Source organism: Nocardia jejuensis NBRC 103114 (genome assembly GCF_001613145.1).
In the GTDB taxonomy this organism is placed as follows: Bacteria; Actinomycetota; Actinomycetes; order Mycobacteriales; family Mycobacteriaceae; genus Nocardia; species Nocardia jejuensis.
On sequence record NZ_BDBU01000004.1, the window covers coordinates 1 to 24588 of the forward strand.

General features: G+C 68.3%; 21 protein-coding genes and 1 riboswitch. Of the genes, 16 read left to right on the top strand and 5 right to left on the bottom strand.

Annotated features, from left to right (window positions below; translation table 11 throughout):
• The first annotated feature begins 289 nt into the window (after nucleotides 1-289).
• Nucleotides 290-1624 (top strand): family 1 glycosylhydrolase, encoded by a 1335-nt coding sequence (locus NJ1_RS03325; protein ID WP_067687373.1) that lies wholly within the window; start codon nucleotides 290-292, stop codon nucleotides 1622-1624.
• A 6-nt stretch (nucleotides 1625-1630) separates the two neighbouring features.
• Here the strand turns inward: NJ1_RS03325 and NJ1_RS03330 are convergent, their stop codons facing one another.
• Nucleotides 1631-2323, bottom strand: a complete 693-nt coding sequence (locus NJ1_RS03330) for a MerR family transcriptional regulator (protein ID WP_067687375.1) — start codon at nucleotides 2321-2323, stop codon at nucleotides 1631-1633.
• Nucleotides 2324-2425: 102 nt separating this feature from the next.
• On the opposite strand from NJ1_RS03330, the gene NJ1_RS03335 reads away from it, so the two are divergent.
• Nucleotides 2426-4150 (top strand): GMC family oxidoreductase N-terminal domain-containing protein, encoded by a 1725-nt coding sequence (locus tag NJ1_RS03335; protein ID WP_067687376.1) that lies wholly within the window; start codon nucleotides 2426-2428, stop codon nucleotides 4148-4150.
• Nucleotides 4151-4261: 111 nt separating this feature from the next.
• Complete coding sequence (locus NJ1_RS03340) at nucleotides 4262-4546, top strand: hypothetical protein (RefSeq protein WP_067687377.1); 285 nt, start codon at nucleotides 4262-4264, stop codon at nucleotides 4544-4546.
• A gap of 218 nt (nucleotides 4547-4764) precedes the next feature.
• On the opposite strand, the gene NJ1_RS03345 is transcribed toward NJ1_RS03340, so the two are convergent.
• Nucleotides 4765-6297: an alpha/beta fold hydrolase gene (locus tag NJ1_RS03345; protein WP_067687378.1), complete on the bottom strand. Its 1533-nt coding sequence runs from the start codon at nucleotides 6295-6297 to the stop codon at nucleotides 4765-4767.
• 979 nt (nucleotides 6298-7276) lie between these two features.
• Nucleotides 7277-7753: an HAD family hydrolase gene (locus tag NJ1_RS03350; RefSeq protein WP_067687379.1), complete on the bottom strand. Its 477-nt coding sequence runs from the start codon at nucleotides 7751-7753 to the stop codon at nucleotides 7277-7279.
• Between the two features lie 364 nt (nucleotides 7754-8117).
• On the opposite strand from NJ1_RS03350, the gene NJ1_RS03355 reads away from it, so the two are divergent.
• The 9 genes from NJ1_RS03355 (at nucleotide 8118) to NJ1_RS03395 (ending at nucleotide 17797) form a co-directional block, all read left to right on the top strand.
• Nucleotides 8118-8543, top strand: coding sequence for a DUF2599 domain-containing protein (locus tag NJ1_RS03355; protein WP_245717191.1), 426 nt, complete (start codon nucleotides 8118-8120; stop codon nucleotides 8541-8543).
• Between the two features lie 130 nt (nucleotides 8544-8673).
• On the top strand, nucleotides 8674-9996 hold the full coding sequence (locus NJ1_RS03360; protein ID WP_245717192.1) for an aminotransferase class V-fold PLP-dependent enzyme: 1323 nt from the start codon (nucleotides 8674-8676) through the stop codon (nucleotides 9994-9996).
• Nucleotides 9993-11249, top strand: a complete 1257-nt coding sequence (locus tag NJ1_RS03365; RefSeq protein ID WP_067687383.1) for a heavy-metal-associated domain-containing protein — start codon at nucleotides 9993-9995, stop codon at nucleotides 11247-11249. The genes NJ1_RS03360 and NJ1_RS03365 overlap by 4 nt, the downstream gene beginning before the upstream one ends.
• Before the next feature lie 63 nt (nucleotides 11250-11312).
• Nucleotides 11313-12788: a type III PLP-dependent enzyme domain-containing protein gene (locus tag NJ1_RS03370; RefSeq protein ID WP_067687385.1), complete on the top strand. Its 1476-nt coding sequence runs from the start codon at nucleotides 11313-11315 to the stop codon at nucleotides 12786-12788.
• Nucleotides 12788-14104, top strand: coding sequence for a pyridoxal-phosphate dependent enzyme (locus NJ1_RS03375; RefSeq protein WP_067687423.1), 1317 nt, complete (start codon nucleotides 12788-12790; stop codon nucleotides 14102-14104). The genes NJ1_RS03370 and NJ1_RS03375 overlap by 1 nt, the downstream gene beginning before the upstream one ends.
• 63 nt (nucleotides 14105-14167) lie before the next feature.
• Entirely contained in the window at nucleotides 14168-16030 is a 1863-nt protein-coding gene (locus tag NJ1_RS03380; RefSeq protein ID WP_067687424.1) for a Na+/H+ antiporter, read from the top strand.
• A gap of 151 nt (nucleotides 16031-16181) precedes the next feature.
• Nucleotides 16182-16604: a hypothetical protein gene (locus NJ1_RS03385; RefSeq protein WP_157573720.1), complete on the top strand. Its 423-nt coding sequence runs from the start codon at nucleotides 16182-16184 to the stop codon at nucleotides 16602-16604.
• 67 nt (nucleotides 16605-16671) lie between these two features.
• Entirely contained in the window at nucleotides 16672-17295 is a 624-nt protein-coding gene (locus NJ1_RS03390; RefSeq protein ID WP_067687388.1) for a TetR/AcrR family transcriptional regulator, read from the top strand.
• A gap of 196 nt (nucleotides 17296-17491) precedes the next feature.
• Nucleotides 17492-17797, top strand: coding sequence for a hypothetical protein (locus tag NJ1_RS03395; RefSeq protein ID WP_067687390.1), 306 nt, complete (start codon nucleotides 17492-17494; stop codon nucleotides 17795-17797).
• 126 nt (nucleotides 17798-17923) lie between these two features.
• On the opposite strand, the gene NJ1_RS03400 is transcribed toward NJ1_RS03395, so the two are convergent.
• Nucleotides 17924-18235: a hypothetical protein gene (locus NJ1_RS03400; protein ID WP_067687392.1), complete on the bottom strand. Its 312-nt coding sequence runs from the start codon at nucleotides 18233-18235 to the stop codon at nucleotides 17924-17926.
• The gene (locus tag NJ1_RS03405; RefSeq protein ID WP_067687394.1) at nucleotides 18232-18462 is read right to left on the bottom strand and encodes a hypothetical protein; all 231 of its coding nucleotides are present in this window, start codon (nucleotides 18460-18462) and stop codon (nucleotides 18232-18234) included. Before NJ1_RS03405 ends, NJ1_RS03400 begins: the two co-directional genes overlap by 4 nt.
• Nucleotides 18463-18718: 256 nt before the next feature.
• Nucleotides 18719-18893, top strand: a riboswitch (M-box (ykoK) riboswitch).
• Between the two features lie 203 nt (nucleotides 18894-19096).
• On the opposite strand from NJ1_RS03405, the gene NJ1_RS03410 reads away from it, so the two are divergent.
• The 4 genes from NJ1_RS03410 to NJ1_RS03425 all read left to right on the top strand — a co-directional run bounded on the left by NJ1_RS03410 (nucleotide 19097) and on the right by NJ1_RS03425 (nucleotide 24584).
• On the top strand, nucleotides 19097-19807 hold the full coding sequence (locus tag NJ1_RS03410; RefSeq protein WP_067687396.1) for an MgtC/SapB family protein: 711 nt from the start codon (nucleotides 19097-19099) through the stop codon (nucleotides 19805-19807).
• Entirely contained in the window at nucleotides 19804-21543 is a 1740-nt protein-coding gene (locus tag NJ1_RS03415; RefSeq protein ID WP_067687425.1) for an ABC transporter permease, read from the top strand. Before NJ1_RS03410 ends, NJ1_RS03415 begins: the two co-directional genes overlap by 4 nt.
• Before the next feature lie 13 nt (nucleotides 21544-21556).
• The gene (locus NJ1_RS03420; RefSeq protein ID WP_067687398.1) at nucleotides 21557-22906 is read left to right on the top strand and encodes an ABC transporter ATP-binding protein; all 1350 of its coding nucleotides are present in this window, start codon (nucleotides 21557-21559) and stop codon (nucleotides 22904-22906) included.
• Nucleotides 22907-23042: 136 nt separating this feature from the next.
• Nucleotides 23043-24584, top strand: a complete 1542-nt coding sequence (locus NJ1_RS03425) for an AMP-binding protein (protein WP_067687400.1) — start codon at nucleotides 23043-23045, stop codon at nucleotides 24582-24584.
• The last annotated feature ends 4 nt before the right edge of the window (nucleotides 24585-24588 follow it).

Sequence of the window (24588 nt, forward strand, 5' to 3'; positions counted from 1 at the left end):
ATGCCCTGAACGACCCGGCGCTGACCCGCCGCCCCACCGACGCTGTCGAGGCCTATCGCCTGATCACTCGCGACGGCGGCGTGCCCGCGTCCTACCTGCCGACCCGGGCACCGGTGAGCTGCTCGCTCGTGGACGCCGCCGGCAGCTGCCTCGATCCGCTCACTCTCCCGCGATAACGGACCCGCCCGGATCGCTCCGACACGCGCCGCCCTGCACCGGAATTCAGCTAACTGACAGCTACTCTCCAAATCGGGACATTTCCCCCTTTTGTCCCAAGGAGGAGTCCCCGATGCGCGCACGGTTCCGCCGTCTCGTCCTGGCCTCGGTCGCCGCGGCCTCGGCACTGTTGCCGGTGGCCACCATCGGCCACGCCACCCCGCCGGCCCCCACGGGCGGCGCACACGGGGTGCTGGGTGACAACTTCCTGTGGGGAGTGGCGGCCTCGGGTTTCCAATCCGAGGGCCACTCCCAGGACAGCAACTGGCAGCGGTACATCAAGGCGAATCCGGACTGGGATTCCTACGCGAACGCGAACGATTTCCGATCCCGCTACCCCAATGACATCGCGCTGGCCGCGAGCCTCGGGGTGAAGGTGTTCCGCATCGGCATCGAATGGGCACGCGTGCAGCCGACTCCGGACGGCTGGGACGAGGACGCCTTCGCGTTCTACGACTCGGTGGTGGACACCATCTTCGACGCGGGCATGCAACCCATGCTGACACTCGATCACTGGGTGTACCCGGGGTGGGAAGCCGATCGCGGCGGCTGGAACAACCCGGCCATGGTGGACGACTGGCTGGCCAATGCGCGCAAGGTCGTCGATCGGTATGCCGAGCGGCACCCGGTGTGGGTGACGATCAACGAGCCGGTCGCGTACATCATGCACGAGGTCCGCCAGAACGACACCGTCGCGGACGAGATGCTGGACCGAGTCGCGCAGGCGCACAACGACATCTACGACTACATCCACCAGGTGCAGCCCAACGCGCTGGTCACCAGCAATGTCGGATACGTGGCCGGAGCCGAGGCCCAGGTGAACGGGCCGCTGATGGATCGCATCGGCGACAAGCTCGACTTCATCGGCGTGGACTATTACTTCGGCATCCAGGCATCGGAGGCCAATACCGTCAACATGCCCGACGGCTCCGCCGCCCCGCCCGTCGGGATGTGGGATCTGCCCGTGCGCCCCGAGGGCATCTACTTTGCGCTGCAACACTATTCGCGCATGTTCCCGGACAAGCCGCTGTGGGTGGTGGAGAACGGCATGCCCACCCAGGACGGCAATGCGCGCGCGGACGGCTACACCCGCTCCGATCATCTGCGGGACACCGTCTATTGGTTGCAGCGCGCCAAGATCGACGGCATGAAGATCGTCGGCTACAACTACTGGAGCATCACCGACAACTACGAGTGGGGCTCCTACACACCGCGATTCGGCCTCTACACCGTCGACGTGCTGACCGACCCGAAGCTCGCGCGCAAGCCCACCGACGCGGTGGAGACCTACCGGCAGATCGTGCACACCGGCGGACTGCCCGCAGGATACCTGCCGGTGCGCGGCCCGTCCGAATGCCGGCTGATCGATCCCCCGGCCAGCTGCGATCACCCGGTGACGGTTCCGTAGGTGCCCTCAGACGTCGAGTTCGCGTGCCGCGCGCTCGATCTCCGAGGCCAGGGTCGCGCCGCCCACCTCACGGGCGGCGGCCCGGAACCTGTCCCGGAAGCGGTCCAGATCGATCGGAATCTCGTCGCCGCCGTAACTGGTGGCCGCCGCGTCCCGGAACGCGATCACCATCTCATCGGCGAGAGCAGCGATCCTGGTCCGGATGAGCGCGCGCAGGGTGCCCGACAGCGAGATATCGGCGCCGAGGTCGTAGAGCACCAGCGCGCCGGTCAGCATCGCCGGTTCCGGAATCCGCCAGCCGCCGTCGAACGCGTGCACGTACCCGTTGGCGAGCAGTTCGGGCAGGACGTCCGCACGGCGATCCCCCAGCAGATCCGACAGACCCTCGTCGTCGACCACCGCGCCGGGATCGGCGGAGTCGCCGTAGCGCGGATCGAACACCGCGTGCCACTCCCCATCCCGGGGTCCCTCGAAGACCTCGCGGATGGCGTCCAGGCGCAGGCCGCGCGCCTGCATCGCCGTGATCGCACTCAATCGCTCCACGTGCTCGCCGGTGTAGACGGCCTCCTTGCCGGCCCGGCCGGGCTTGGGCAGGACACCGAGCGAGTGGTAGTAGCGGATGGTCCGCGCGGGTACACCGCTGAGCTCCGCCAGCTGCGTGCGGCTGAGTCGTTCCGGAGCGGCGTTGTATCGATCCACGGGAACAGCATAGATACCGCAACCCTCAAACGTTGACAGTTCCAACTGTCCGCGTTAGCGTAACCGCCGCCACACTGTCGACGACGACAAGGGAGATTCCCGATGACCCAACGCGAGACCGATTTCGATGTCCTCATCGTCGGGTCCGGCTTCGGCGGCAGCGTGACCGCGCTGCGCCTGGTCGAGAAGGGCTATCGGGTCGGCGTCCTCGAGGCCGGCATGCGCTACGCCGACGACGAGCTGCCCAAGAACAGCTGGGATCTGCGCAAGTTCGTCTGGGCGCCCAAACTGGGCTGTTACGGCATCCAGCGCATCCATCCGCTGCGCGATGTGTTGATCCTCGCGGGCGCGGGCGTCGGCGGCGGATCTCTCAACTACGCCAACACCCTGTACGTGCCTCCGACGCCGTTCTTCCAGGATCCGCAGTGGCGCGAGATCACCGACTGGCACGACGAGCTCATCCCGTACTACGAGCAGGCCAAGAAGATGCTCGGCGTGGTCACCAACCCGCACATGACACCCGCGGACGAGGTGTTCAAGGAGGTCGCCGAGGAGATGGGCTGCGGTGACACCTTCGTGCAGACCCCCGTCGGCGTGTTCTTCGGCGAGGCGGGCAAGACCGTCGACGATCCGTACTTCGGTGGCGCGGGCCCGCGCCGCACCGGCTGCACCGAATGCGGCGAGTGCATGACCGGCTGCCGCCACAACTCCAAGAACACCCTCGTCAAGAACTACCTGTACCTCGCGGAAACCTCCGGGGCACAGGTCATTCCGATGACGACCGTCAACACCGTCCGGCCCGCCGCCGACGGCACCTGGGATGTGAGCACCGAGCGCACCGGCGCGTGGGTGCGCAAGCAGCCCAGGACCTATACCGCCAAGCATGTCGTACTCGCGGCCGGTACCCGTGGGACCCAGCAGCTGCTTTTCGCGATGAAGGACAGGGGCGTGCTGCCCGGGCTGTCCCCGCGACTGGGCGTGCTGACCCGCACCAATTCCGAGTCGATCGTCGGCGCGGCCACCCGCAAGGTGGATCCGACTCGCGACTTCACCCGCGGCGTCGCGATCACCTCCTCGATCCACCCCACCCCCGATACGCACATCGAGCCGGTCCGCTACGGTCACGGTTCCAATGCGATGGGTCTGCTGCAGACGCTCATGGTCGACGGCGGCGGGCGCGTGCCGCGCTGGCTGCGCTTCCTGTGGACCGCGATCCGCAATCCCTTCACCCTGATCCAGTTCCTGTCGGTGCGGAACTGGAGCGAGCGCACCATCATCTCGCTGGTCATGCAGCATCTGGACAACTCGATCACCACCTACACCAAGCGCGGACTGTTCGGACGCAAGCTCACCTCCAAGCAGGGTCACGGCGAACCCAACCCGACCTGGATCCCCAAGGGCAACGAGGTCACCCGCGCGGTCGCGGACAAGATCGGGGGTGTCGCGGGCGGCACCTGGGGTGAGGTGTTCAACATCCCGCTCACCGCGCACTTCCTCGGCGGCGCGGTGATCGGCGCGGACGCCGGCACCGGCGTCATCGACCCGTACCACCGCGTCTACGGCTACCCCACGCTCAGTGTCGTGGACGGCGCCGCGGTCTCGGCCAACCTGGGCGTCAACCCGTCCCTCACCATCACCGCCCAGGCCGAACGCGCCGCGGCCATGTGGCCGAACAAGGGCGAGCAGGACACCCGCCCCACCCAGGGCTCGGGCTACCACCGCATCTCCCCCGTCGCTCCGAACCGGCCCGTGGTGCCGGTCGGCGCACCGGCCGCACTGATCCTGCCGATCGTCGAAATCCGCAGCGGGAAGATCGAATCCGCCTGACGATCGGTTTTCCGTACGGCCCGCCTTTTCACGGCGGGCCGTTCTCGTTTGCGGCGGCGAGGCACGCTCCTACCCTGGATTGATCAGGCCCGCGCAGGGAGGTGCCGCGATATGCGAAGTCTGGAAGCCAGATTCGCCGACAACATCAGGCGGTCACGACGCATAGGTGCGGACACACCCCAGTCCGAGCTCGACGAGCTCCGGGCCGAGATCCGGGCACTGGCTTACGAGCTCCGGCACACCGCCATGGATCTCCCGCGCCGGCGAAATCTCCTCGAGCTGACCTCGAGAGCCCTGGCCACACTGGCGCACCACTCCAGCGCCGCTCACCGCAACCTCGCCACACCCCCGGTGCCGCGGCCGCCCACCGGACACGACAGGCAGATAGAACGCTGACCAGGCCGGGCGATCATCCGCACCGCGGCCTGCTCCGACCACGACACCGATCACATATTCCACCTCGGCCCGGGCGGACGATTCGTCCAGATGCGTTCGGACATCCTGGGACCCGGCCCCCGACAGTGCGGACGTGAGCGGAACAGATGCCGCGAAAACTCGTCCGGTGCACCCGTGGGTTCACGAGACCTCGTGCACCGCTCGCGTTTCCCGCGAAATCAGAGGGTGCAGCGGGCCTCGGCGGGTGGAGTTTTCAAGGTGACGAGATAGTCGGCGACGATGTCGTTGACGCAAGGGCTGGTGCCGGACAGGGCGATCGTGTGTTGTTCACCCTCCACGGTGAGGAGGGCGCCGCCCAGGGCTGCGGCCAGGGACCTGCTGCCGGGGTAGGGGGTGGCGGGGTCGCCGGTGATGCCGATGGTGAGAGTGTGCGGGAGACCCTGGATTCCGACGGCGTACGGGTAGCCGAGAGTGGGCGGCGCGGGCCAGGATTCGCAGCCGTCGCGGGCCCCCTCGTATCCCTGGCCGGGATCCATGTAGGGGGCCACCTCGTAGAGGCGGCGGCGCAGGTCGGTTTCCTGCTCGGGGGTATGACGCTCCTCGTCGAGGCAGTTGATGGCGTAGGCGGCCTCGGCGAAGTTGGGCCAGCGCCCGTCCGCACCTCGGCCACCGAACGCGTCGCTCAGTTTCACGATGGTGTCGCCGCGGCCCTCGCGAATTTCGGTGAGACCCTTGATGATCACCGGCCAGGCCGCCGAGTCGTAGAGGCCGGCGGTCACCGATCCCCACACGTCGGCGAAGCCCACCGATCGGTCACCGACCCGGATCGGGTGATCGGTGAGTGGGCGAGCCAGCTGCTGGAAGGCCGTCGTGGTCTGGGCGGGGTCGGCGCCGAGGGGGCAGTCGGGGCGAGTGGTGCAGTCCGCCGCCATCTTCTCGAAAGCCCGTTGGAAACCCTCGAATTGGGTGATGCGCCGCTCGGTGGTGCCGGCGTGCGGATCGATGGCGCTGTCCAGGACCATGGCGCGGACATTCTTCGGGAAGGTTTCGGCGTAGACGGGGCCCATGCGGGTGCCGTAGCTCTGCCCCAGGTAGCTGAGCTTGTCCTCGCCCAGGGCCGCGCGCAGGATGTCCATGTCGCGCACCGCATCCCGGGTGCCGACATGGGCGAGTACCTCGCGGCCGCCGGAGCGTTCGGCACAGCGATCGACCAGCGCCCGGGTGTCCTCGGCGGTCCAGCGGCCGATGCTCGAGGCCATGGGGAAAGCGGCTGTGCCCGCGTCGGTCTCCGCGTCGCTGAAACACTCGATCGCGGGTGTGGAGGCGCCGACCCCGCGCGGATCGAAACCGATCAGGTCGAAGCGTTCGGTGATCGGGCTCTGCGCCCAGGTCTTCGCGCCCACGGCGGCCATGGCCATACCGGGACCGCCCGGACCGCCGGGGTTCAGCAGCAGCGAGCCGATGCGCTCACCGCGCGCGGGCGCCTTCAGCACGGCGATGCTCGCCGTGCGGCCGCCGGGATCACCGTAGTCCAGCGGGACCTCCAGTCGCGCGCAGCGAAAGTCCGGACTGCTTCCTATGGCCTGCTGATCGCCGTCGGTGGTGGCGTATCCGTCGCAATCGCCGAAGGACAGCTGCTGGTCGTAGAAGTGTCGCAACCGGTCGCCGGAATCCTGCGTCGAGGAGTGCGAGCAGGAGGCCAGGACGAGCGCGAGCGCCAACACCCTCGCCGCGGTCATGGCGGACTTCATGCCGGAGGAACTCCCTTCGTGTGGTGGACACGCGTGCGGTGCACGCGTCTCACACGCCGGGCCGCGCCCGGCGCGTACGACACTCGCAGGTGCGCGGTGCCGAGCGGCGTCGACGCGGTGAAGTCGGCGTGTCGAGACCTTCGACCGCGAGCCCGTTCGGCGGGCACGTCCGCCGAAAGCGAGCCCCATCCGCGTGCGCGATCCCGATGCCCTCAGCGCCGGATCGCACGATGGCGGTGATACCCGTGCGAGACCACCCGAATCGGCGTTGCCGGACACCGTGCGAATAGTGTTGTTACAGTTGCAATCTCATTCGCGTGCGGCATCTGTCAGGCATCCGACCGGCAGTGCCAACTCCGCGACCTGATGTGCCATGCAGTGCTCCCCGGCGGGCGTGGGGGCGCTGTTGACGTGACACTCAGTGGGACCGGCAGACGTTCACGGGCAGTGCGGATCGATGCCGGTTTGCTCCGAGTGTTGGTGAGGCGGACCGTGAGTTCGCGCCGTCCGAAGAATGCACCCCCTCGTGTTCGTGTCGACCTCAGACTCCCGACACGAACACGCGCTGGACCGGACGGCGACGGCGGGACGCTGGGCACACACCGTGCCCGGAGCACGTAGACGGCCCGGAAGCTGTGGGAGCTTCCGGGCCGTTGTCCAACTCTTGCCGCAGTTCAATTCTTGCCGTTGTCCGGCCCTTGCCGTTGTTAAGCCTTGCCGTTGTTGAGCCCTTCGGCGTGACGGCCGCTGCCGATCACCGACGGGACCGGTGGCAGTCGAGTCGGGCAGGGCACGAAACAGCGGAGCACGCCGGCCAGGAACCGAGTGAGTCGAGACAGCGAGCGCATACGGGGTGCCCAGTCGAGTCCGCACACCCGCCGCGCTCGCTCCTGCGGCGTCCTCGACGGACTTGCAGAGCGCGGGAGCGGTCTCGACTCCGGTCCCGAGCGCGCAGGACCTCGCGTGACTCGTTCGGGGGTCAGCGCGCGTGGATGTGCGCGATCCCCATGGGCGAGGTTGGCGGCGGCACGTCACCCAGCGGCGCGCGGAATTCCTGCAGCGCGGGCAGCACGTCCACGTGCCGGGCGGCATAGCACCGCACCTGCGGCAGCGCGTGCGCGACCTCGTTGCGTTCGAGCGGCTCGGAGTCGATGTACCCAACCTGATCCAGCGGGACGCCGAGGGTTTCCGCGATATGGGCCACGGCCGCGGACTTGCGTCCCCAGCCCACCTCCAGCGCGGCGAACTGCTCGGCCAGGTGATGGCGGCGCAGTTTCGTATCGGTCCAGGCCAATTCACCGCGGCTGGCCACCGCGTGCATCACCCCGCGTTCGCCGAGCGTGCGCAATGAGCGCACGGCCTCGGTGCGTACCGCACCCTCGGTCGAGTCGGACACCACCCCGTCCCACAGGGTGTTGTCCACTTCCCAGACAAGCAGTTTCACAGTCGCTGCCATATTTCGGCGCCCCTACAGTCCATCCCACGTCCCCGTGCCGCTCATGACGACGCGGGCACAGACACCATCCGGTACCACGGTCGCGGGGCCGCCCCCACTTTCGGGAACCGCCCTGCGCGTGACATCGTAGGTGCTGTCTGGGCCAACGTGCCAGCGCTGGCTAATCCGGGATGCTGTTGTTTCAATACCGGTGAGCGATCGGTGATCGTCCGGTATTGGCTGGTGGCGTCGGCTCGGCGCAGCTCGGAGGAACGGAAAGGGGCGATTGCCCATGTGGCAACGCTGGAAACCAGCTGGTGGCTCGACTGCGATATTTCTCGCACTGGTACTAACCGGATGCGGCGCGGCGCAGGAGTCCTCGCCGGTGATCGTCGGATCCCTGACCTCGACCCCGAGCGCGCCGGCCGCGGCGATCACCCGGACCGGAGCGCCCATCGTGAGTGAGTCCTTCACTCAGCAGCCGCAGGTCGATCTGTTCGCCGAGCAGCCGCTGATCGATCACACCGAATGGACCGACGCGATCGACGGCCGCCGCCTCCTGGTCTACCCCACCCAGCCCGGACGCAAGGACACCTTCCCCACCGCGGGTGAGCGGGCTTGGCAGGAGGTGCTGAGCTCCGCACCCGATGCCGACACCCCCGGCATGCGCGATCAGTTCATCTGTCACTGGGAGTGGGCGCGGGTGGTCGCGCCCGACAAGCCGAGCTGGAATCTGGAACCGTGGAGACCCGATGTCGGGTACCAGGCGACGGTCAACGCGCTGTGCAACCCCGGCGGCCCGGAACGCTGAACCGTTCGAACCGGCTCGCGCGCCACAGCCGCGCCGCGAAACCGCTTGTCCGCGAGAACCTTCGAGCCCACGGGCAAATGTGCGTATCGTTGGTGGCGTTCAGCGCGTACTCCTGGGAGGGAGCGGTACAGTGCGGTCTGCGGCACCTGTTTCCGCCTCCGGGTCCTCCCCTGCGCCCGAACCCGGGTCCGCCACGCTGGGTGAACCGGGATCCGCTGCGCTGCGTGAGCCGGGATCCGCTGCGCTGCGTGCCATGTTCCCGGCCCTGTCCGAAACCGGTGCGGTATACCTGGATTCGGCCTCGACCACGCAGAAGCCGCTGGCGGTGATCGAGGCGGTGCATCGCTATCACAGCGCGCGCACCGCCAATTCCGGACGTGGCACCTACCCGTGGGCGAGCGGCCTCACCCGCGAGATCGACGCGGTGCGGGCGCGAACGGCGGCGTTCATCGGCGCGGAGCCGGACGAGGTGTGCTTCACCGGCGGGGCGACCGCCGGGCTCAACGCGGTGGCGCTCTCCTGGGGGCTGACGAACCTGCGCGAGGGTGACGAAATCCTTTTCAGCCCACGCGATCATGCGTCGAATGTCTATCCGTGGCATCACCTGGCCCGCACGCTGGCCTCCTTCGGGCGCACGATCCGGCTGGTGCCCTATCGTCTGAACGGGTTGGGCGAGGCCGATATCGACGACATCGCGGACAAGATCGGCCCGCGCACCCGGCTGATCACCGTCGCGCATCTGCATCACGTGTTCGGGGCGCTCAACACGCTCGAGGAATTGCGCGGGCGCATCGATCCGGATATCGCGCTGTGTTTCGACTGCAGTCAGAGCGGCGGGCACCTTCCCGTACGGGTGGACGAACTCGACGCCGATTTCGCGGTGTTCTCCGCGCACAAGATGTTCGGATCACCCGGAACCGGCGTGCTGTACTGCCGCAGGCGCAGGCACCCGGAGTTGACGCCGTTCCTACCGGGCGGCAATTCGGGTGTGACGCTGCGCGAGTCGGGCCTGCACGCTGGCGAGATGCCACACCTGCTCGAGGGCGGCACCCATAATCTTCCGGGCATCCTCGCGCTCGGCGCGGCACTGCGAACCCTCGAACAGATCGGGCTGGACGCCGTCCACGCGCACAATCGCGCCCTCACCCAGCGCCTGCTCGCGGGATTGCGCGGGGTGCGGGGAGTGGAGTTCCTGCCGGGTCCGGCGCACGCCCCGTGCGAGACCGGGTACGGGATCGTGTCCTTCACCGTGCCCGGAATCAGCTCCACCGATGTGGGTTTCGTCCTGAGTGAACTGGGGTTCCTGGTGCGCACCGGAGCGCACTGCGTCCCGGCCGAGGACGCACCGGCCGATGAGAACTCGGTGCGGGTCAGCACCCACGTCTACACCACCTTCGACGAGATCGACCGGTTCACCGAGTGTGTCACCACGATTGCCGAGGAGGTCACTTGACGACGAACGAACCGCGCTACGACCGTCGGGCCGCGTCCCGTGTGCTGGCGGTGCTGGCCCGTCCGGGTCTGTGCGCCGGGGCGCAGGCGCCCCCGGCACGGCGTATCGAATACACCTGTGCGCCACTGCGTACCGAGCCCGGATCGCATCTGACGCTGTCGCAGCGGCTGTATCTGGAGCGGTTCATGCGCCCGTGCCGCGCCGATCAGGTCACCAGCGCCACCCATCGCATCGCGTGGACCGACAGCGACGGCATCCCGAACACCGGGCACTTCCATATCGGCGGACTGGGACCGCTGGTGCCGATCGCCATGCGCGAGACGGTGCTCGCGCTGTGGCATGCCCTGGAGGCGGACGAGACTTTCGCACAGCGCGTGTCGGCGGTGAGCGCACGCGACAACGCGGTGCTCGAGGGCACCACCACCGATCACGATCCGCTCGACATCTTCCGGGTCGGGATCGAGGCGTGCGGGCGGGCGCTGGCACAGCACGCGCTGCTGGCGCGCTGGACGCCGTACCGCACACCGGCCGAATTCGCGCTCGGGATGCGCGATTCGGGGATCTACGGCGCGGTCGCGACGCGCTGGTTCTGGGAGTTGCAGGCCTCGAGCTATCGGCGCGGGATGATCGCGGTCACCCTGTCCACCCAGCTCGACGGCACCGTGCGCTATTCGGCCGAGACCGTCGCGACCCTGCGGTCGATGAAGGATATGACGATCGAGGACGCGCATCGAATCATGCGGCGCGCCACCACCACCGAGGGCCTGAGCGTGCCCGAGGCCATTGCCAAGTACCACGACGAACTCGATCTGATCTCCCGGCAGTACGCGCTGGTGCCGGCCGGCACCCGGCCCGCGTGCCTGGCGGCCATGCCGCACCAGCTCGACGGGGCGCATTACAGCGTGCTGCCGCTGGTGGTGGACCGGTTCACCGACCTGTTCACCACGATCGTGGACCGGCTCACCCTCGCCGAGGTCCCGGTCGATGCCGGGTCCGAGGACACCGAGCTCACGGCCGAGGATCAGGTGTTCTTCGTGCCGGACATGACATGCAAGCACTGCGTGCGCACCATCACCGGGGTGCTGGAGTCGATGAGCATCGGGGTGCGGGACATCGATCTGATCAGCAAACGTGTGGTCGCGGACTTCCGCAGTCCGCGCAACCGCCATCGCGCGTTCGAGGCGCTGCGCGACGGCGGCTACAACCCGACGCTAGATCTGCCCGCGCACGCGACCTCGGACACCGCTGTGTGACGGCCGTACTCCGATTCACCGACCACCACGTGCCCGCAGTGCCCCGGGGCGACAGGAGATCCGATGAACGCGGCCGCACCACCCGCACTGCCGGGCAAGATAGCGCCCCTGGTGCGCGAGTTCCTCGATACCCCGGGCGCGGTGCACGATGCGCTCGACCGGTTCGGCTCGCCCGCGCACCTGGTGTTCCCGCAGGTGTTCACCGACAATCTCGAGCGATTGCGGGCGGTACTGGCCGCCGCGGTGCCCGGCTATCGAATCTGCTACGCGCACAAGGTGAATCAGTCCCGGGCCTTCGTGCGCACCGCCGAACAGGCGGGGATCGGCATCGACGTGGCCTCGGAGGCGGAGCTGGCCGGGGCGATCGGAGCGGGGTTCGGGCCGAGCCGGATCGAGGTGACCGGTCCGAAAGGCGAAGCGTTCCTGCGTGATCTGGTGGGCGCCGGCGCGACGGTGAACATCGACAACCCATGGGAGCTGCGGCGACTGGCCGAGCTGGCCGGCGGGCGCACGCCGGTGCCGGTCCTGGTGCGGGTCAGCGGTTTTCCCGGCACTCCGGTGAGCCGCTTCGGCGTCACGTTACGGCAGATCGACGAGGTGCTGGCGATGCTGGCGCAATACCGCGAGCGGATCGACTTCCGCGGGTTCGCCTTTCATCTCGATTCCGGGGAACCCGCCGAGCGGCTGCGGGCGGTCGAGAGTTGCCTGGCGCTGACCGAACGGGCCTACGAACACGGGCTCGCACCGACGGTGCTGAATATCGGAGGCGGGTTCCGGCAGGTGTTCACCGCGGACGCGGACGCGTTCGACGCATACGTGCTCGCGCTGCGCGAATCGCTGCTCGGGCACGGCGAGCCGATGACCTGGGGCGGCAACACCTTCGGATTCCATCTCGACGGCGGCGCGGTGCACGGGACGCCGGTGTTCCACAAGTACGCCAATACGGTGCCCGCGGACCGGATGCTCGCGGATCTGCTCGCGGCCGGGCTGGACGCGCACGGCGGGCGTACTTTCGGGCAGGTCGCGGCCGAGAATCTGCTCGAGGTGTGGCTCGAGCCGGGCAAGGCGCTGGTGGATCATGCCGGAATCACCGCGGCACGGGTGGAATTCGTGAAGGAGACCGCCGACGGCAGCACGCTGGTGAATCTGGATGTCAGCCGCGACACCGTCACTCCGGCCGATCAGGAGGTGATGGTGGATCCGGTGCTGCTGCCCGGTGCCGCGCACGCGCACGAGGCGGGTCCGGTCGGGGTGTTCCTAGCGGGGCGACTGTGCCTGGAACGCGACCTGATCACCAATCACAAAGTGTGGCTGCCCCATCCGCCGCGCCCGGGTGACGTGGTGGTGTTCCCCAACACCGGGGCCTATCACATGGACCTTTCGGCAGCGCGTGCGTCCATGCATCCGGTGCCGCCGAAACTCGCTGTCGCGCAGCGACCGGGTGGTTTCGCGGTGTGCCGGGACGAGGACTACGAGCCGGAGGCCGAGGCGCGCACCTCGCGGCACGCCGCCGGATCCGAATGGCACGAGGTGCGATGATGCGCTACGACCACATCACCGAGCTCATCGGCAACACCCCCCTGCTGCGCCTGGATCCGGCCGTGCACGGACTCCGCGATGTCGAGCTGTACGCGAAGCTCGAGTTCTACAACCCGTTCGGGTCGGTCAAGGATCGGGTGGCGTGGGGCATGATTCGCGACGAACTCGACGGGCTGGCCGCACGCGGGCAGTCGCTCATCGAGGCCTCGAGCGGCAACACCGCCAAGGCGCTGCGGGTGCTGGGCGCCATGCACGGCATCGGGCTGCGCGCGGTGACCAACCGCATCAAGGTCACCGAGGTGCGGGAGTTGTTGCAGCTGTTGGGCACCGACATCGAGGAGCTGCCCGGGCTCTCGGAGTGCCCGGACCCGACCGCGCCCAACGATGTGTATTCGGTGATCGAGTCCACCATGGCCCGAGCGCCCGGCGCCTGGCACCACCCCTCGCAGTACACCAGCGAGAAGAACATCGAGGCGCACTACGAGGGCACCGGCCGCGAGATCCACGAGGACCTGGCGCGCGACGGCATCACCAGGATCGACTATCTGATCGGCGGGCTCGGCACCACCGGATCCACCCGCGGGGCGGCGACGTTCCTGCGCAAACACAATCCGGAACTGCGCACCGTCGCCGTGGTGTCCGAACGCGGCGATTTCATCCCCGGGATCCGCTCGGAGACCGAGATGTGGGACGTGGGCCTGTTCCAGCCCGACTTCTACGACCGGATCCTGCCGATCGACGCCGGGCGCGCGGTCGACGCGACCCTGGAACTGGCCACCGGGCACGGCGTGCTGGCCGGGCCCACCAGCGGAGCCGCCTACGCCGCGGCGCGCGAATTCCTGAGCGAGCTCGATCGCCCGGCCGTCGCGGTGTTCATCGTCTGCGACCGCATCGAGCCCTACCTCTCCTACATCCGCAAGCGCCGCCCCGAGCTGTTCGGCAAAGCCGCTCGCGCCCAGCCACCCTCACCGCGGGAACTGGCCGCCACCCCGGCCCTGACCCCCGACGAACTCGAAGAACTCGACCGCACCGCCCGCCCCACCATCGTCGACACCCGAGGCGCGATGGCCTACCGCATCGCACACGTCCCCGGCGCCTCGAACATCCGCGACGACCAACTCGAGGACATGTTCGCCCAGGGCATCCCCTTCTCCCGCTCGCGCCCACTGGTTTTCGTCTGCCCGGTCGGTGAGGTGTCCCTGCGCTTCGCCGCCCTGGCCCGGCGCGCCGGCTACGACGCCTCGAGCCTCGCGGGCGGAATCGGCGCCTGGCGCGACAGCGGCAAACCCATGGAAACCGCGCCGCGTCCGCACTAGTGCGGACGCGCCTGCGGGCGAGCCGGTGCGCGAGCTGGGCGATTGTCCTGGCACGATGATCCCGTGGAGTGGGCGTTGGGACTCGTGGTGCTGGTGGCCGGTGCCGTCGCGTTGGCGGCGGGTGCGCGACGGCTCGGGATCGGGGAGCCGTTCGTGCTCACCGTGGCCGGGGTGATCGCCTCCTATCTGCCGTTCGTCCCGGAATTCGACATCGAGCCCGAACTGGTGCTGCTGGGGTTGTTGCCGCCGCTGCTGTACACGACCGCCATTCGCACCTCCCTGGTCGACTTCCGGCCCAAGAAGGTGTCGATCACGCTGCTGTCGGTCGGGCTGGTGCTGTTCACGGCCTTCGCCGTCGGCGGGGTGGTGTACTGGCTACTGCCGGTGCCGTTCTCGGCCGCGGTGGCGATCGGGGCGATCGTGGCCCCACCCGATGCGGTGGCCGCGACCGCGGTGGCGCGTCGCGTGGGGATGCCCCGGCGGATCGTGACCCTGCTCGAGGGCGAATCACTGTTCAACGACGCGACCGCGCTGGTGACCCTGCGCTCCGCGATCGCCGCCATCGCAGGCAGCGTCACCCTCTGGGAAGCGGGCGTGGATTTCCTCGCCGCCGCCGGAGGCGGCGCGCTGATCGGCGGGGCAGCGGCGATGCTGCTGGCGTTCCTGCGCCGCAGCATCACCGATCCGGTACTGGACACGAGCGTGTCGTTGCTGGCCCCGTGGGTGGCCTACCTGCCCGCCGAGCGGATGCACTCCTCGGGCGTGATCGCGGTGGTCGTGTGCGGACTGATCCTCGGGCACGGCGCGCCGGTGTGGCAGAGCGCGGCCTCGCGGATCGCCGAGCACACCAATTGGCGCACCATCCAGTTCATTCTCGAGAGCGCGGTCTTCCTGCTGGTCGGCTTGCAGTTCCGCCATATCGTCGAGGACGCCTGGCACAGCGATCTGCCGCACTCCACGCTGCTGATCAGCTGTGCGGCGGTGCTGGCCACGGTGATCATCGTTCGCCCGATCTGGGTTTTCCCGGCCACCTACCTGGCCTGGCACATCGAAGGCAAGCGCCTGGGCAAGCCCAAACCGCAGTGGACCGGACCGGCCGTGGTGGCCTGGGCCGGTATGCGCGGCGTGGTGACCCTGGCCGCGGCGTTGCTGCTGCCGCTGGACACACCCGAACTGGCGACGCTGACTCTGCTGGCGGTCGTGGTGGTGGCGGGAACATTGCTGCTGCAGGGACTTTCGCTGCCGTGGCTGGTGCGCCGCCTGCGCCTGCGCGGTCCCAGCCACGCCGAGGATCTGCTGCAGGAGGCGAACCTGCTGCAGCAGGCCACCTCCGCGGGCCTGGTCGCGCTCGAGGCGAACATCTCCGAGGAGACGCCGCCGGAGGTGGTGGACGAGCTGCGCACCCGAGTGGAGCGGCGCGCGCAGTCCGCGTGGGAACTGCTGGGCCGCTCCGAATCCCAGCGGGTCACCCCCAGCGGCGAATATCGTCGCCTGCGCATGGCGATGCTGAACGCCGAACGCGAAACCGTTCTGCGTGTGCGCGATTCGGGCGCGGTGGATCAGGAGGTGCTGCAGGCGGTGATGGCGACCCTCGATATCGAGGAATCGACCATCGACCGCGTCGCCGAGGCCGACGGCAGCACCGAACCGTTGCAGGCGGTGATGATCGGCGGGTGCGAGCATCTGCGCGAGGCGCCCACGGTGACCAAACCCGATCACCCCGACGCCTGCACCGAATGCCTGGACGAGGGTCTGGTGTGGGTGCATCTGCGCATGTGCCTCGAGTGCGGGCACGTGGCCTGCTGTGATTCCTCACCGGGCAATCACGCCACCAAGCATTTCCACGCCACCGGCCATCCGGTCATGCGCAGCGTGGAGCCCGGCGAGTCGTGGCGCTGGTGCTACCTGGACGAGCTGCTCGGATAGCGAGCGGGTAGCGCGGCCTCACCGAGATCAACAGTGCGGCAGCGGTTTACGGAATAAGTCGCCCGTTCCGCGCGTGTCGAGACACGCGCGGGCCGACACTTCGTATATGCGCCCGATCACGGCGCATCCACCAACCGGGATTCCCGAGGGGATGATCTTGATGATCCGGTTCCGTAAATCAGCCGTCGTCACCGCGGCCTCCGCATGCACCGTGCTGGCCGCCGCACTCGTATCGATCGCGCCCAGCGCCTCCGCCCAGGTGTGGCGAGTGACCGTCTCCGCCGGCACGTCCGTCGGCCTGGGCTCCTCGCAGTACGGCTCGGGCTGTGCGTACGCCGTCACCGTGGAGGGGCGGCCCGGGGACGCGGCGTGGTTCTACGACACCGGCGCGTTCGGCACCTTCAGCCCGCAAACCGTGACGATCGGCTCCGACGGTCGCGCCTCGACCAGCTGGACTCCGCAGGTCAGCGGCTGGCACCGGATCTACGCGGATTCCTACTACGGCGCCGCGGCCACCGATTCCTTCCAGGTGGGCACCGGGATCAACCTCGGCAGCGCCTGCGTGGTCGTCTGACCGGGTCGCGAGCGTCGGGTCGCCGGGTGTGCGCGCACACCCGGGGACGGGCACTACCCTTGATCCGGTGCAGACCGAGCAACCTCCCTCCGACGCAGAGCCCCGCATCTGGGGTGGCACCACCCTCACCGAGCGGCGCGAGGCGCGCCGCACGGCTCTGCTCGAAGCCGCGCTCGATCTGATCGGCGAATCCGGAGCGGGCGCGGTCACCATGCGCGCGGTCTGCCGTCGCGCGAACCTCACCGACCGCTACTTCTACGAAAGCTTCACCAGCCGAGACGAACTCCTGGACGTGCTGTATCGGCAGATCGCCGACGAGTTCCTCGATCCGATGACCGCGTTCGCCGTCGCGGACGATCCGGGCCGGGATCGGGCGCTGGCGGAGGTGCTGGTGAACAAGGTGCTCGAGGATCCGCGCAAGTCACGCATGTTCCTGGTGGAGCCGTATTCCTCGACCGGGCTGGGGCAGACCACCATCTCGGTGATGCCCGCCTTCACCCGGCTGATGCAGGACAACCTGTTCGCCCACATCGAGGATCCGGTGCGCCGGCGGCTGGCCGCGGTGACCATGGCCAGCGGCAATGCGGGCATGTTCTCCGCGTGGCTGAACGGGACCCTGCGCGCCACGCGCGAGCAGGTCATCGATCATCTGGTGCAGTCGATCGCGGCATACCGCTCGATGTATCGCTGAGCCGCGCCGACGGTGTCATCAATCGTAGTGAGTACGTTTGCCCCGCAGCGGATCTCACGCGGTAGCACCCGTCATCTCCTCGTGGGAAGTGCCGGAACACAGGCCGCACTGTCATTTTCGGACAAACCAGTCATCGCAGCGCAACGCCCACGCGAAGACTGTTCAACCCGCCCGCGACGGCGTTACGATGCCCTGCATGATGGCTGGCGCTGAGCTGCCCAAACCCGACAAACCATTCAGCCTGGACGATTGGCTACATCGCTGGCCCGCCAGCGTGTACGCCACCGAACTACACGACGGGGTCCTGGTCTTCATCGGCCGGGACAGTTTCGAGCTCCGAGACGTCGAAGCGGCCCAGCGCACCTATCCCGGGCGCCGGGTTCTGCTGGACGCCAGCGGCCGGCTGGAGATCCATCCGGCCGGCGAGGGTCCGCCGATCTCGATCTACCACCCCACCCGATCGCTCTGGGAAGCCCTGTCCCCCACCACTTCCCCGGCGTAATCACCGTTCATCGCACCGGCGGATGTGCAGTCACGCAGGCTTTCGAGACACGAACCCCTGCGCGATCGCACACCCGCCGGATGATTTCCGGGCACGATGGCGCGGCCGGGTGCGCCGATTCGCCTGTCAGAGTTCGAATCTGGCGCGCAGCGCCACTCTGACCTGCTCCAGCGCTTCGGGCGAGAGATCCCCGACATGCGAGGTGAGCGTGTTCTTGGGCGTGAGCACCAGGTCGTACACGGCCACGGTGTCACCGTTGGGCAGGGCGGCGGTCAGCAACTGCAGGGCATCGGGCACCTCCCGCGACGGGCGGACGGGTGCCGCGGCGATGCGCTGACGGGACCGGGCCATCAGGTCGCTGTCCACGATCACCACCCGGCCCGAGTGACCGGTCAGATGGCTCTCCACGTTCCAGATCTGTCCCTGTCGCAGGATCACTCGGCGGCCCGCCCGAACAACACTTCCTCCGTTATCGCGTCACTGTCCCGGTAGACCTGCGGGTCGGGCGGATTCCGCGTTTCGAAATCCGCCAGCCTGCGCAGGTCCTCGTCCATCATCAGCCGTATCACCGCCCGGGCGATGTACTCGCTCGGGCTGTTGCCCGACGCCGCGCGCAACTTCTCCGCCACCAGGTCCGGCAGCGTGATCTTCAGGCGGGTAGCCATGCCCTCGATGGTAAGGCCGGGCGGCCCCGCCGGTGAGTGCTACGACGGCATTGCCCGCCGCCGACACAGCCTCAGCGACTTCTCCGCGAATCCTATTCGGTGCCAAGCGGATCGATTCATCAGGGGTGCGGACGAAACGGGCGAATCCACGCGCACCGCGGGACTCACAGCGTGTCGGTCGCCGGGCGTGGTGAGTGTTGCGCGCGGCACATCGAGTTGCCCCGGGACGCTGGCTGGGTGTTTACTGACCGACGCAAGGTGCCGTCGTTAGCTGAGGCTCCTTCACGGATACAGGCCGGCGACCCCGAACGTCGAGAGACGCCCCGGGTCAGGACAGATCTCCCCGAGTCAAGGGGTGATCCCGACCGGCTCCCACCGTTGACGTGGGTTTACGCCGTGAAGTGCCAAAGGTCTTACGAGGGGTGGTTACCGCATCCGGCGAGGTTCTCTCGCCGACCCCACTCCATCGGCGCGTGTGCGCGTGCCGTGAGGAGGTGGTTGCGATGCCCGATGGACCGGAATCCGTTCCGTTAGCCAATCGTTCACCAGGCGACACTCACACGAGCGGTCCGGCGCTACCTTTCTGCCTGTAGCGTCCGATTTCGAGTGCGCCGACCTCTATCGAGAGGGCGTCATGACCACGTTGGAGATGCTGCTGCGTCTGGGTGCCGGTGTCGGCCTCGGCGCCGTGATCGGGTTCGAACGCCAGTTCCGGGCGCGCATGGCCGGACTGCGCACGAACGCGCTCGTCGCGGCCGGGGCCACGCTGTTCGTGCTGCTGTCCGCGCACGGGTTCAGCGGCAGCGACGCGGACCCCACTCGCGTTGCGGCCCAGATCGTCTCGGGTATCGGCTTCCTGGGCGCGGGTGTGATCCTGCGCGACGGGTTCAATATCCGCGGACTCAATACCGCCGCGACGCTGTGGTGTTCGGCCGCGGTCGGCTCGCTGGCCGGTGCCGGCATGTACAGCACCGCGGCGGCGGGCACCGTCGCGGTGGTCGTGGTCAACACTGCGCTGCGCACCGCGGCGCGGGCGGTGGACCGGCCGCTGCACGACGGCACCGGGGCACGCGAGGCGCTCTACTCGTTCACCGCGATCACCGATGATCAGCACGAGGCCCACGTGCGCGCATTGCTGGTGCAATCGCTGACCCGCACCGACTTTCGCCTGGTCTCGGTGTCGAGTCACGATCTGGCCACCGGCCGGGTCGAGGTGCGCGCGGAGCTGACCGGTGACCGCCCCGACGACCGGCAGATGGAGGCGGCGGTGAGCCGGCTGAGTCTCGAGGCGTCGGTGACCAGCGTGGGGTGGCGCACCGTGCCGGAACCGGCGGTCGAGGAATGAGCGCGAGTCTGCGTTCCTATCCGACCGGCGGGGCCCTGGATCGGCCGCGCTCGCGCTGGGCCGATGTGGCGGTGTTCCTGGGTGCGGCAGTGCTGATCTGGATCGCGGTGCGGGTCTCGGCGGGTATGGACGTGCCGTTCGACGCGAACGACGCGCCGTCCACCATCTCGACCGATCCGTGGGAACTGCCGTATTACGCGGCGCGCTCGCTGCTGCGCATGTTCATCGCGCTGGGGCTCTCGATCGCGTTCACCTTCGTCTACGCGACCGCCGCGGCTCGTCTGCCGCGCGCGGAGAAGGTCATGCTGCCGGCGCTGGACATCTTGCAGTCGGTGCCGATTCTGGGTTTCCTGTCCGTGACGATCACCGGGTTCATCGCCTTGTTTCCCGGGTCGTCCCTGGGCCTCGAGTGCGCGGCGATCTTCGCGATCTTCACCTCGCAGGCCTGGAACATGGCGTTCGCGTTCCACCACAGCCTGGTCTCGCAGCCTCGCGAACTCGATGAGGCCGCGCGCAATCTGCGGGTCTCGCGCTGGCAGCGGTTCTGGCGCATGGATGTGCCCAGCGGCATGTTCCCGCTGGTGTGGAACGCGATGATGAGTTTCGGCGGCGGCTGGTTCTTCCTGACCGCGGCCGAGGCGATCAGCGTCGGCAATCGCGAATACGTGCTGCCGGGGATCGGCTCGTACGTGGCGGTCGCGACCGCCGACAGCGCGACCGGCCGGGTCGGTCTGGCCATCGTGACGATGATCGTGGTGGTGGTCGGACTCAATGTGCTGTTCTGGCGCCCGCTCACGGTGTGGGCCGAGCGATTCCGGGTGGAGGATACCGAATCCGCGGACCCGCCGCGCAGCCTGGTACTGGATCTACTGCGCCGCTCGCACATTCCGGGCCTGCTGAAGCGCGCGCTCGGACCGCTGGTGTATCCGATGGACCGGGTGATGCGGGTGTTCGGCCTGGCCGAATATCGGTTGTACGTGCCCGAGGCGCGCCGCCGAGCCGGGAACGTCGTGTTCGCGGTGGTGGTCGCGGCCGTGCTGATCACCGGATGCTTCCTGATGCTGCGCTATGTGCACGACACCGTCGGTCTCGAGGAATTCGCGTATGCCGCCGCGCTGGGCGCGGTGACGCTGCTGCGGGTGATCGTGCTGCTGATCGTCGCGACCCTGATCTGGGTGCCGATCGGGGTGTGGATCGGGTTGAACCCCAGGGTGTCCCGGTTCGCGCAGCCGGTCGTGCAGGTGCTGGCCAGCTTCCCGGCCAACTTCCTGTTTCCGCTCGTGGGCGCGGTGCTGGTGGCCACGGGGGCGAGTCTGCAGTGGGCGGGCATCGCGCTCATGGCCCTGGGCGCGCAGTGGTACATCCTGTTCAACGTGATCGCGGGCGCGTCCGCGGTGCCCAACGATCTGCGGGAGGCGGCGGCGAGTCTGCGACTGCCTCGACACCTGTGGTGGCGCAGGCTGATCCTGCCCGCGATCTTCCCCAGCTACGTCACCGGCGCGATCACCGCCGCCGGTGGCGCGTGGAACGCCTCCATCGTCGCGGAGGTGGTGAGATTCGGCGACACCACGCTGGTGGCAACGGGTTTGGGTGCGTACATCACCCAGGCCACCGGGGACGGCGACGGCCCGAAAATCCTGGTCGGCGTGCTCGTGATGAGCGCCTATGTCGTCGGCCTCAACCGGCTCTTCTGGCGGCGCCTCTACACGCTGGCCCACCGTCGCTACTCGCTCTGATCAGGAGGTTGTCATGACCACCGCGCATTCCGAGAACACCTCCCCCGAGAACGCCTCCGCCGGAGAGGTTCTCATCGACATCGACGATGTCGGCATGTCCTTCACCGGTGCGGCCGGGGAGGAGTTGCGGGTCCTCGAGCACGTGAATCTGCGCCTGCACGACGGGGAGATCGTCGCCCTGCTCGGCCGATCGGGGTCGGGCAAGTCCACACTGCTGCGCGCGATCGCCGGGCTGCTCGCGCCGAGCAGCGGTCAGGTCCGCTATCGCGGTCGCCCGCTCAGGGGCACCAATCCCGGTGCGGCCCTGGTGTTCCAGTCCTTCGCGCTGATGCCGTGGCTCAGCGTGCAGGACAATGTGGAATTGGGTCTGGCCGCGCGCGGGGTGCCGCCCGCACAGCGCCGTCAGCAGGCCCTCGACGCGATCGACCGGATCGGTCTGGACGGCTTCGAATCGGCGTATCCGAAGGAGCTGTCGGGCGGTATGCGCCAGCGCGTGGGTTTCGCCCGCGCCCTGGTGCTCGAGCCGGATCTGCTGCTGATGGACGAACCGTTCTCCGCGCTGGACGTGCTGACCGCGGAGAACCTGCGCACCGAACTCGTGAACCTGTGGGCCACAGCGGATTTCCCCACCAAATGCATCTGCGTCGTCACCCACAATATCGAGGAGGCCGTGCAGTTGGCCGACCGCGTGGTGGTGCTGGGCGCGAATCCGGGCCGCATCATCGCCGAGGTCGCGGTCGATCAGCCGCGGCCGCGTAATCGCCGCGCACCCGGTTTCGTGGCACTGGTGGATCAGATCTACGGCCTGCTCACCGAACGCGACAGGGACACCGCCGCGGTCCCACTCGATACCAGTACCCCGTTCGCCACTCCCCTGCCCGATGCCTCGGTCGGCGGCATCGCGGGCCTGCTGGAACTGGTCTACGGCAACGACGGGCGCGCGGATCTGCCGGTGATCGCCGACGACCTCAACTTCGAACTCGACGATCTGATGCCGCTGGTGGATGCCGCCGCCCTGCTCGGCTTTCTGCTCGCGGACTCCGGCGACGTCATCCTGACCAATGTCGGGGCCAACTTCACCACTGCCGACATCCAGTCCAGCAAACACATCTTCGCCACCCAGGCCCGCCGCCGCGCACCTCTGGTCCGCACCATCTGCAGCGCGCTGATCGGCAGTTCCGATGAGACCGTGCGCGCGGATTTCGTCCTGGATCTCCTCAGACGCGGCTTCTCCGACGAGGACGCGCGCCGCCAACTGGAACTGGCCATCGACTGGGGTCGCTACGCCGAGCTCTACGACTTCGACACCGCCTCCGGTCGCATCACCGCCGACTCCGCGGGTCTGTCCAGCACCCGGCAGTGACGTCGCGCGAAATTGTGATTCTCGCCCCAGGAGAATGCTATATTCGCCGTCGACAGTCTGTGTTCTGAAGCTACGCACCGCCGGCGACGCACAGGTGTGCCCGGCACACCGACGATCCGGCTATCTGGAGTCACACATGCGAACCATCCCTTCCGAACTGGCCGAACGCTACGAGGTCCAGGGGTGGTGGAATCGGGACACCATCGGGGACATGCTCGCTCGCGGTCTTCAGGCCGCACCCGATGCGCGGTTCCGCGTGCACTCCGAGGTCCGGCCGTGGTCCGGGACATTCCGAGAGGTCGAATCGGTGGCACGCCGCCTGGCCCAGGGCCTGCGGGATCGCGGCGTCGCGCCCGGCGATGTGATCGCCTTCCAACTTCCCAACTGGATGGAGGCCGCCGCCACCTTCTGGGCCGCGTCCTTCCTCGGCGCGGTGGTGGTGCCGATCGTGCACATCTACGGACATCGGGAGGTGCGGTACATCCTGGAGTCGATCCGGCCCCGGGTGTTCGTGACCGCGGAACGCTTCGGCGCCTTGGAGTTTCGCGAGGACCTGTGCGCCGACGTGCCCGTCGTCGGCGTGGTCGGCCGTGACTTCCATCAACTGCTGTCGGCCGAGCCGATGACCGGTGTGGCGCGGGTCGATCCGCGCTCCCCGGCGCTGTACGCCTTCACCTCCGGCACCACGCGCGCGCCGAAGGGCGTGGTGCACAGCCATCAGACGCTGGGCTGCGAGACGCGCCAGCTGGCGGCGCACTATCCGCCGGATCTGGGGCCGCAGCTGACCGCCGCTCCGGTCGGGCATTTCATCGGGATGGTGAACGGACTGCTGATTCCCGTGATCGACGGCGTGGCAATCAATCTCGTCGATCGCTGGGATCCGCCACTGATCCTGGATCTGATGCGAACCTACGGCGCCACCGTCGGCGGCGGCGTCCCGTACTACATGACCAGCCTGGTCGATCACCCGAATTTCACCGCCGAGCACCTGCTGCACATGAAGTACGCGGGAATGGGCGGCGCGCCGGTCCCGGCGGCGGTCGCCGAGCGGCTCGCCGGATTGGGCATCACGGTGTACCGCGCGTACGGCAGCACCGAGCATCCTTCTATCACCGGATCACTGTGCACCGCACCGGAATCCAAGCGCCTCTACACCGACGGCACTACCCAGCCCGGCGTCGAGCTGCGCCTCACCGCCGAGGGCGAGATAGTGAGCCGCGGCCCGGATCTGTGTCTCGGCTACACCGACGACGCCCTCACCGCGGCGGCCTTCGACGACGAGGGCTGGTACCACACCGGCGATATCGGAGTCCTGGACGAGGACGGCTACCTCACCATCTCGGACCGCAAGGCCGACATGATCATTCGTGGCGGCGAGAACATCAGCGCCCTCGAGGTCGAGGACGTCCTGTTGAGCATGCCCGCCGTCGCCGAAGCGGCCGCCGTCGCCACTCCCGACGACCGGCTCGGTGAGCGCGTCGCGGCCGTGCTCCGCCTGCATCCGGGTTCTCACGCGCCCTCACTCGAGGAGTTGCGCGCCCATTTCGCCGAATCCGGTCTGGCGAAGCAGAAGTGGCCCGAGGAGATTCACACGGTCGCGGACTTCCCGCGCACCGGCAGCGGCAAGGTACAGAAGTTCAAGGTCCGGGAGAACCTCGCCGACGCGGCACGCCGGTAGCTGT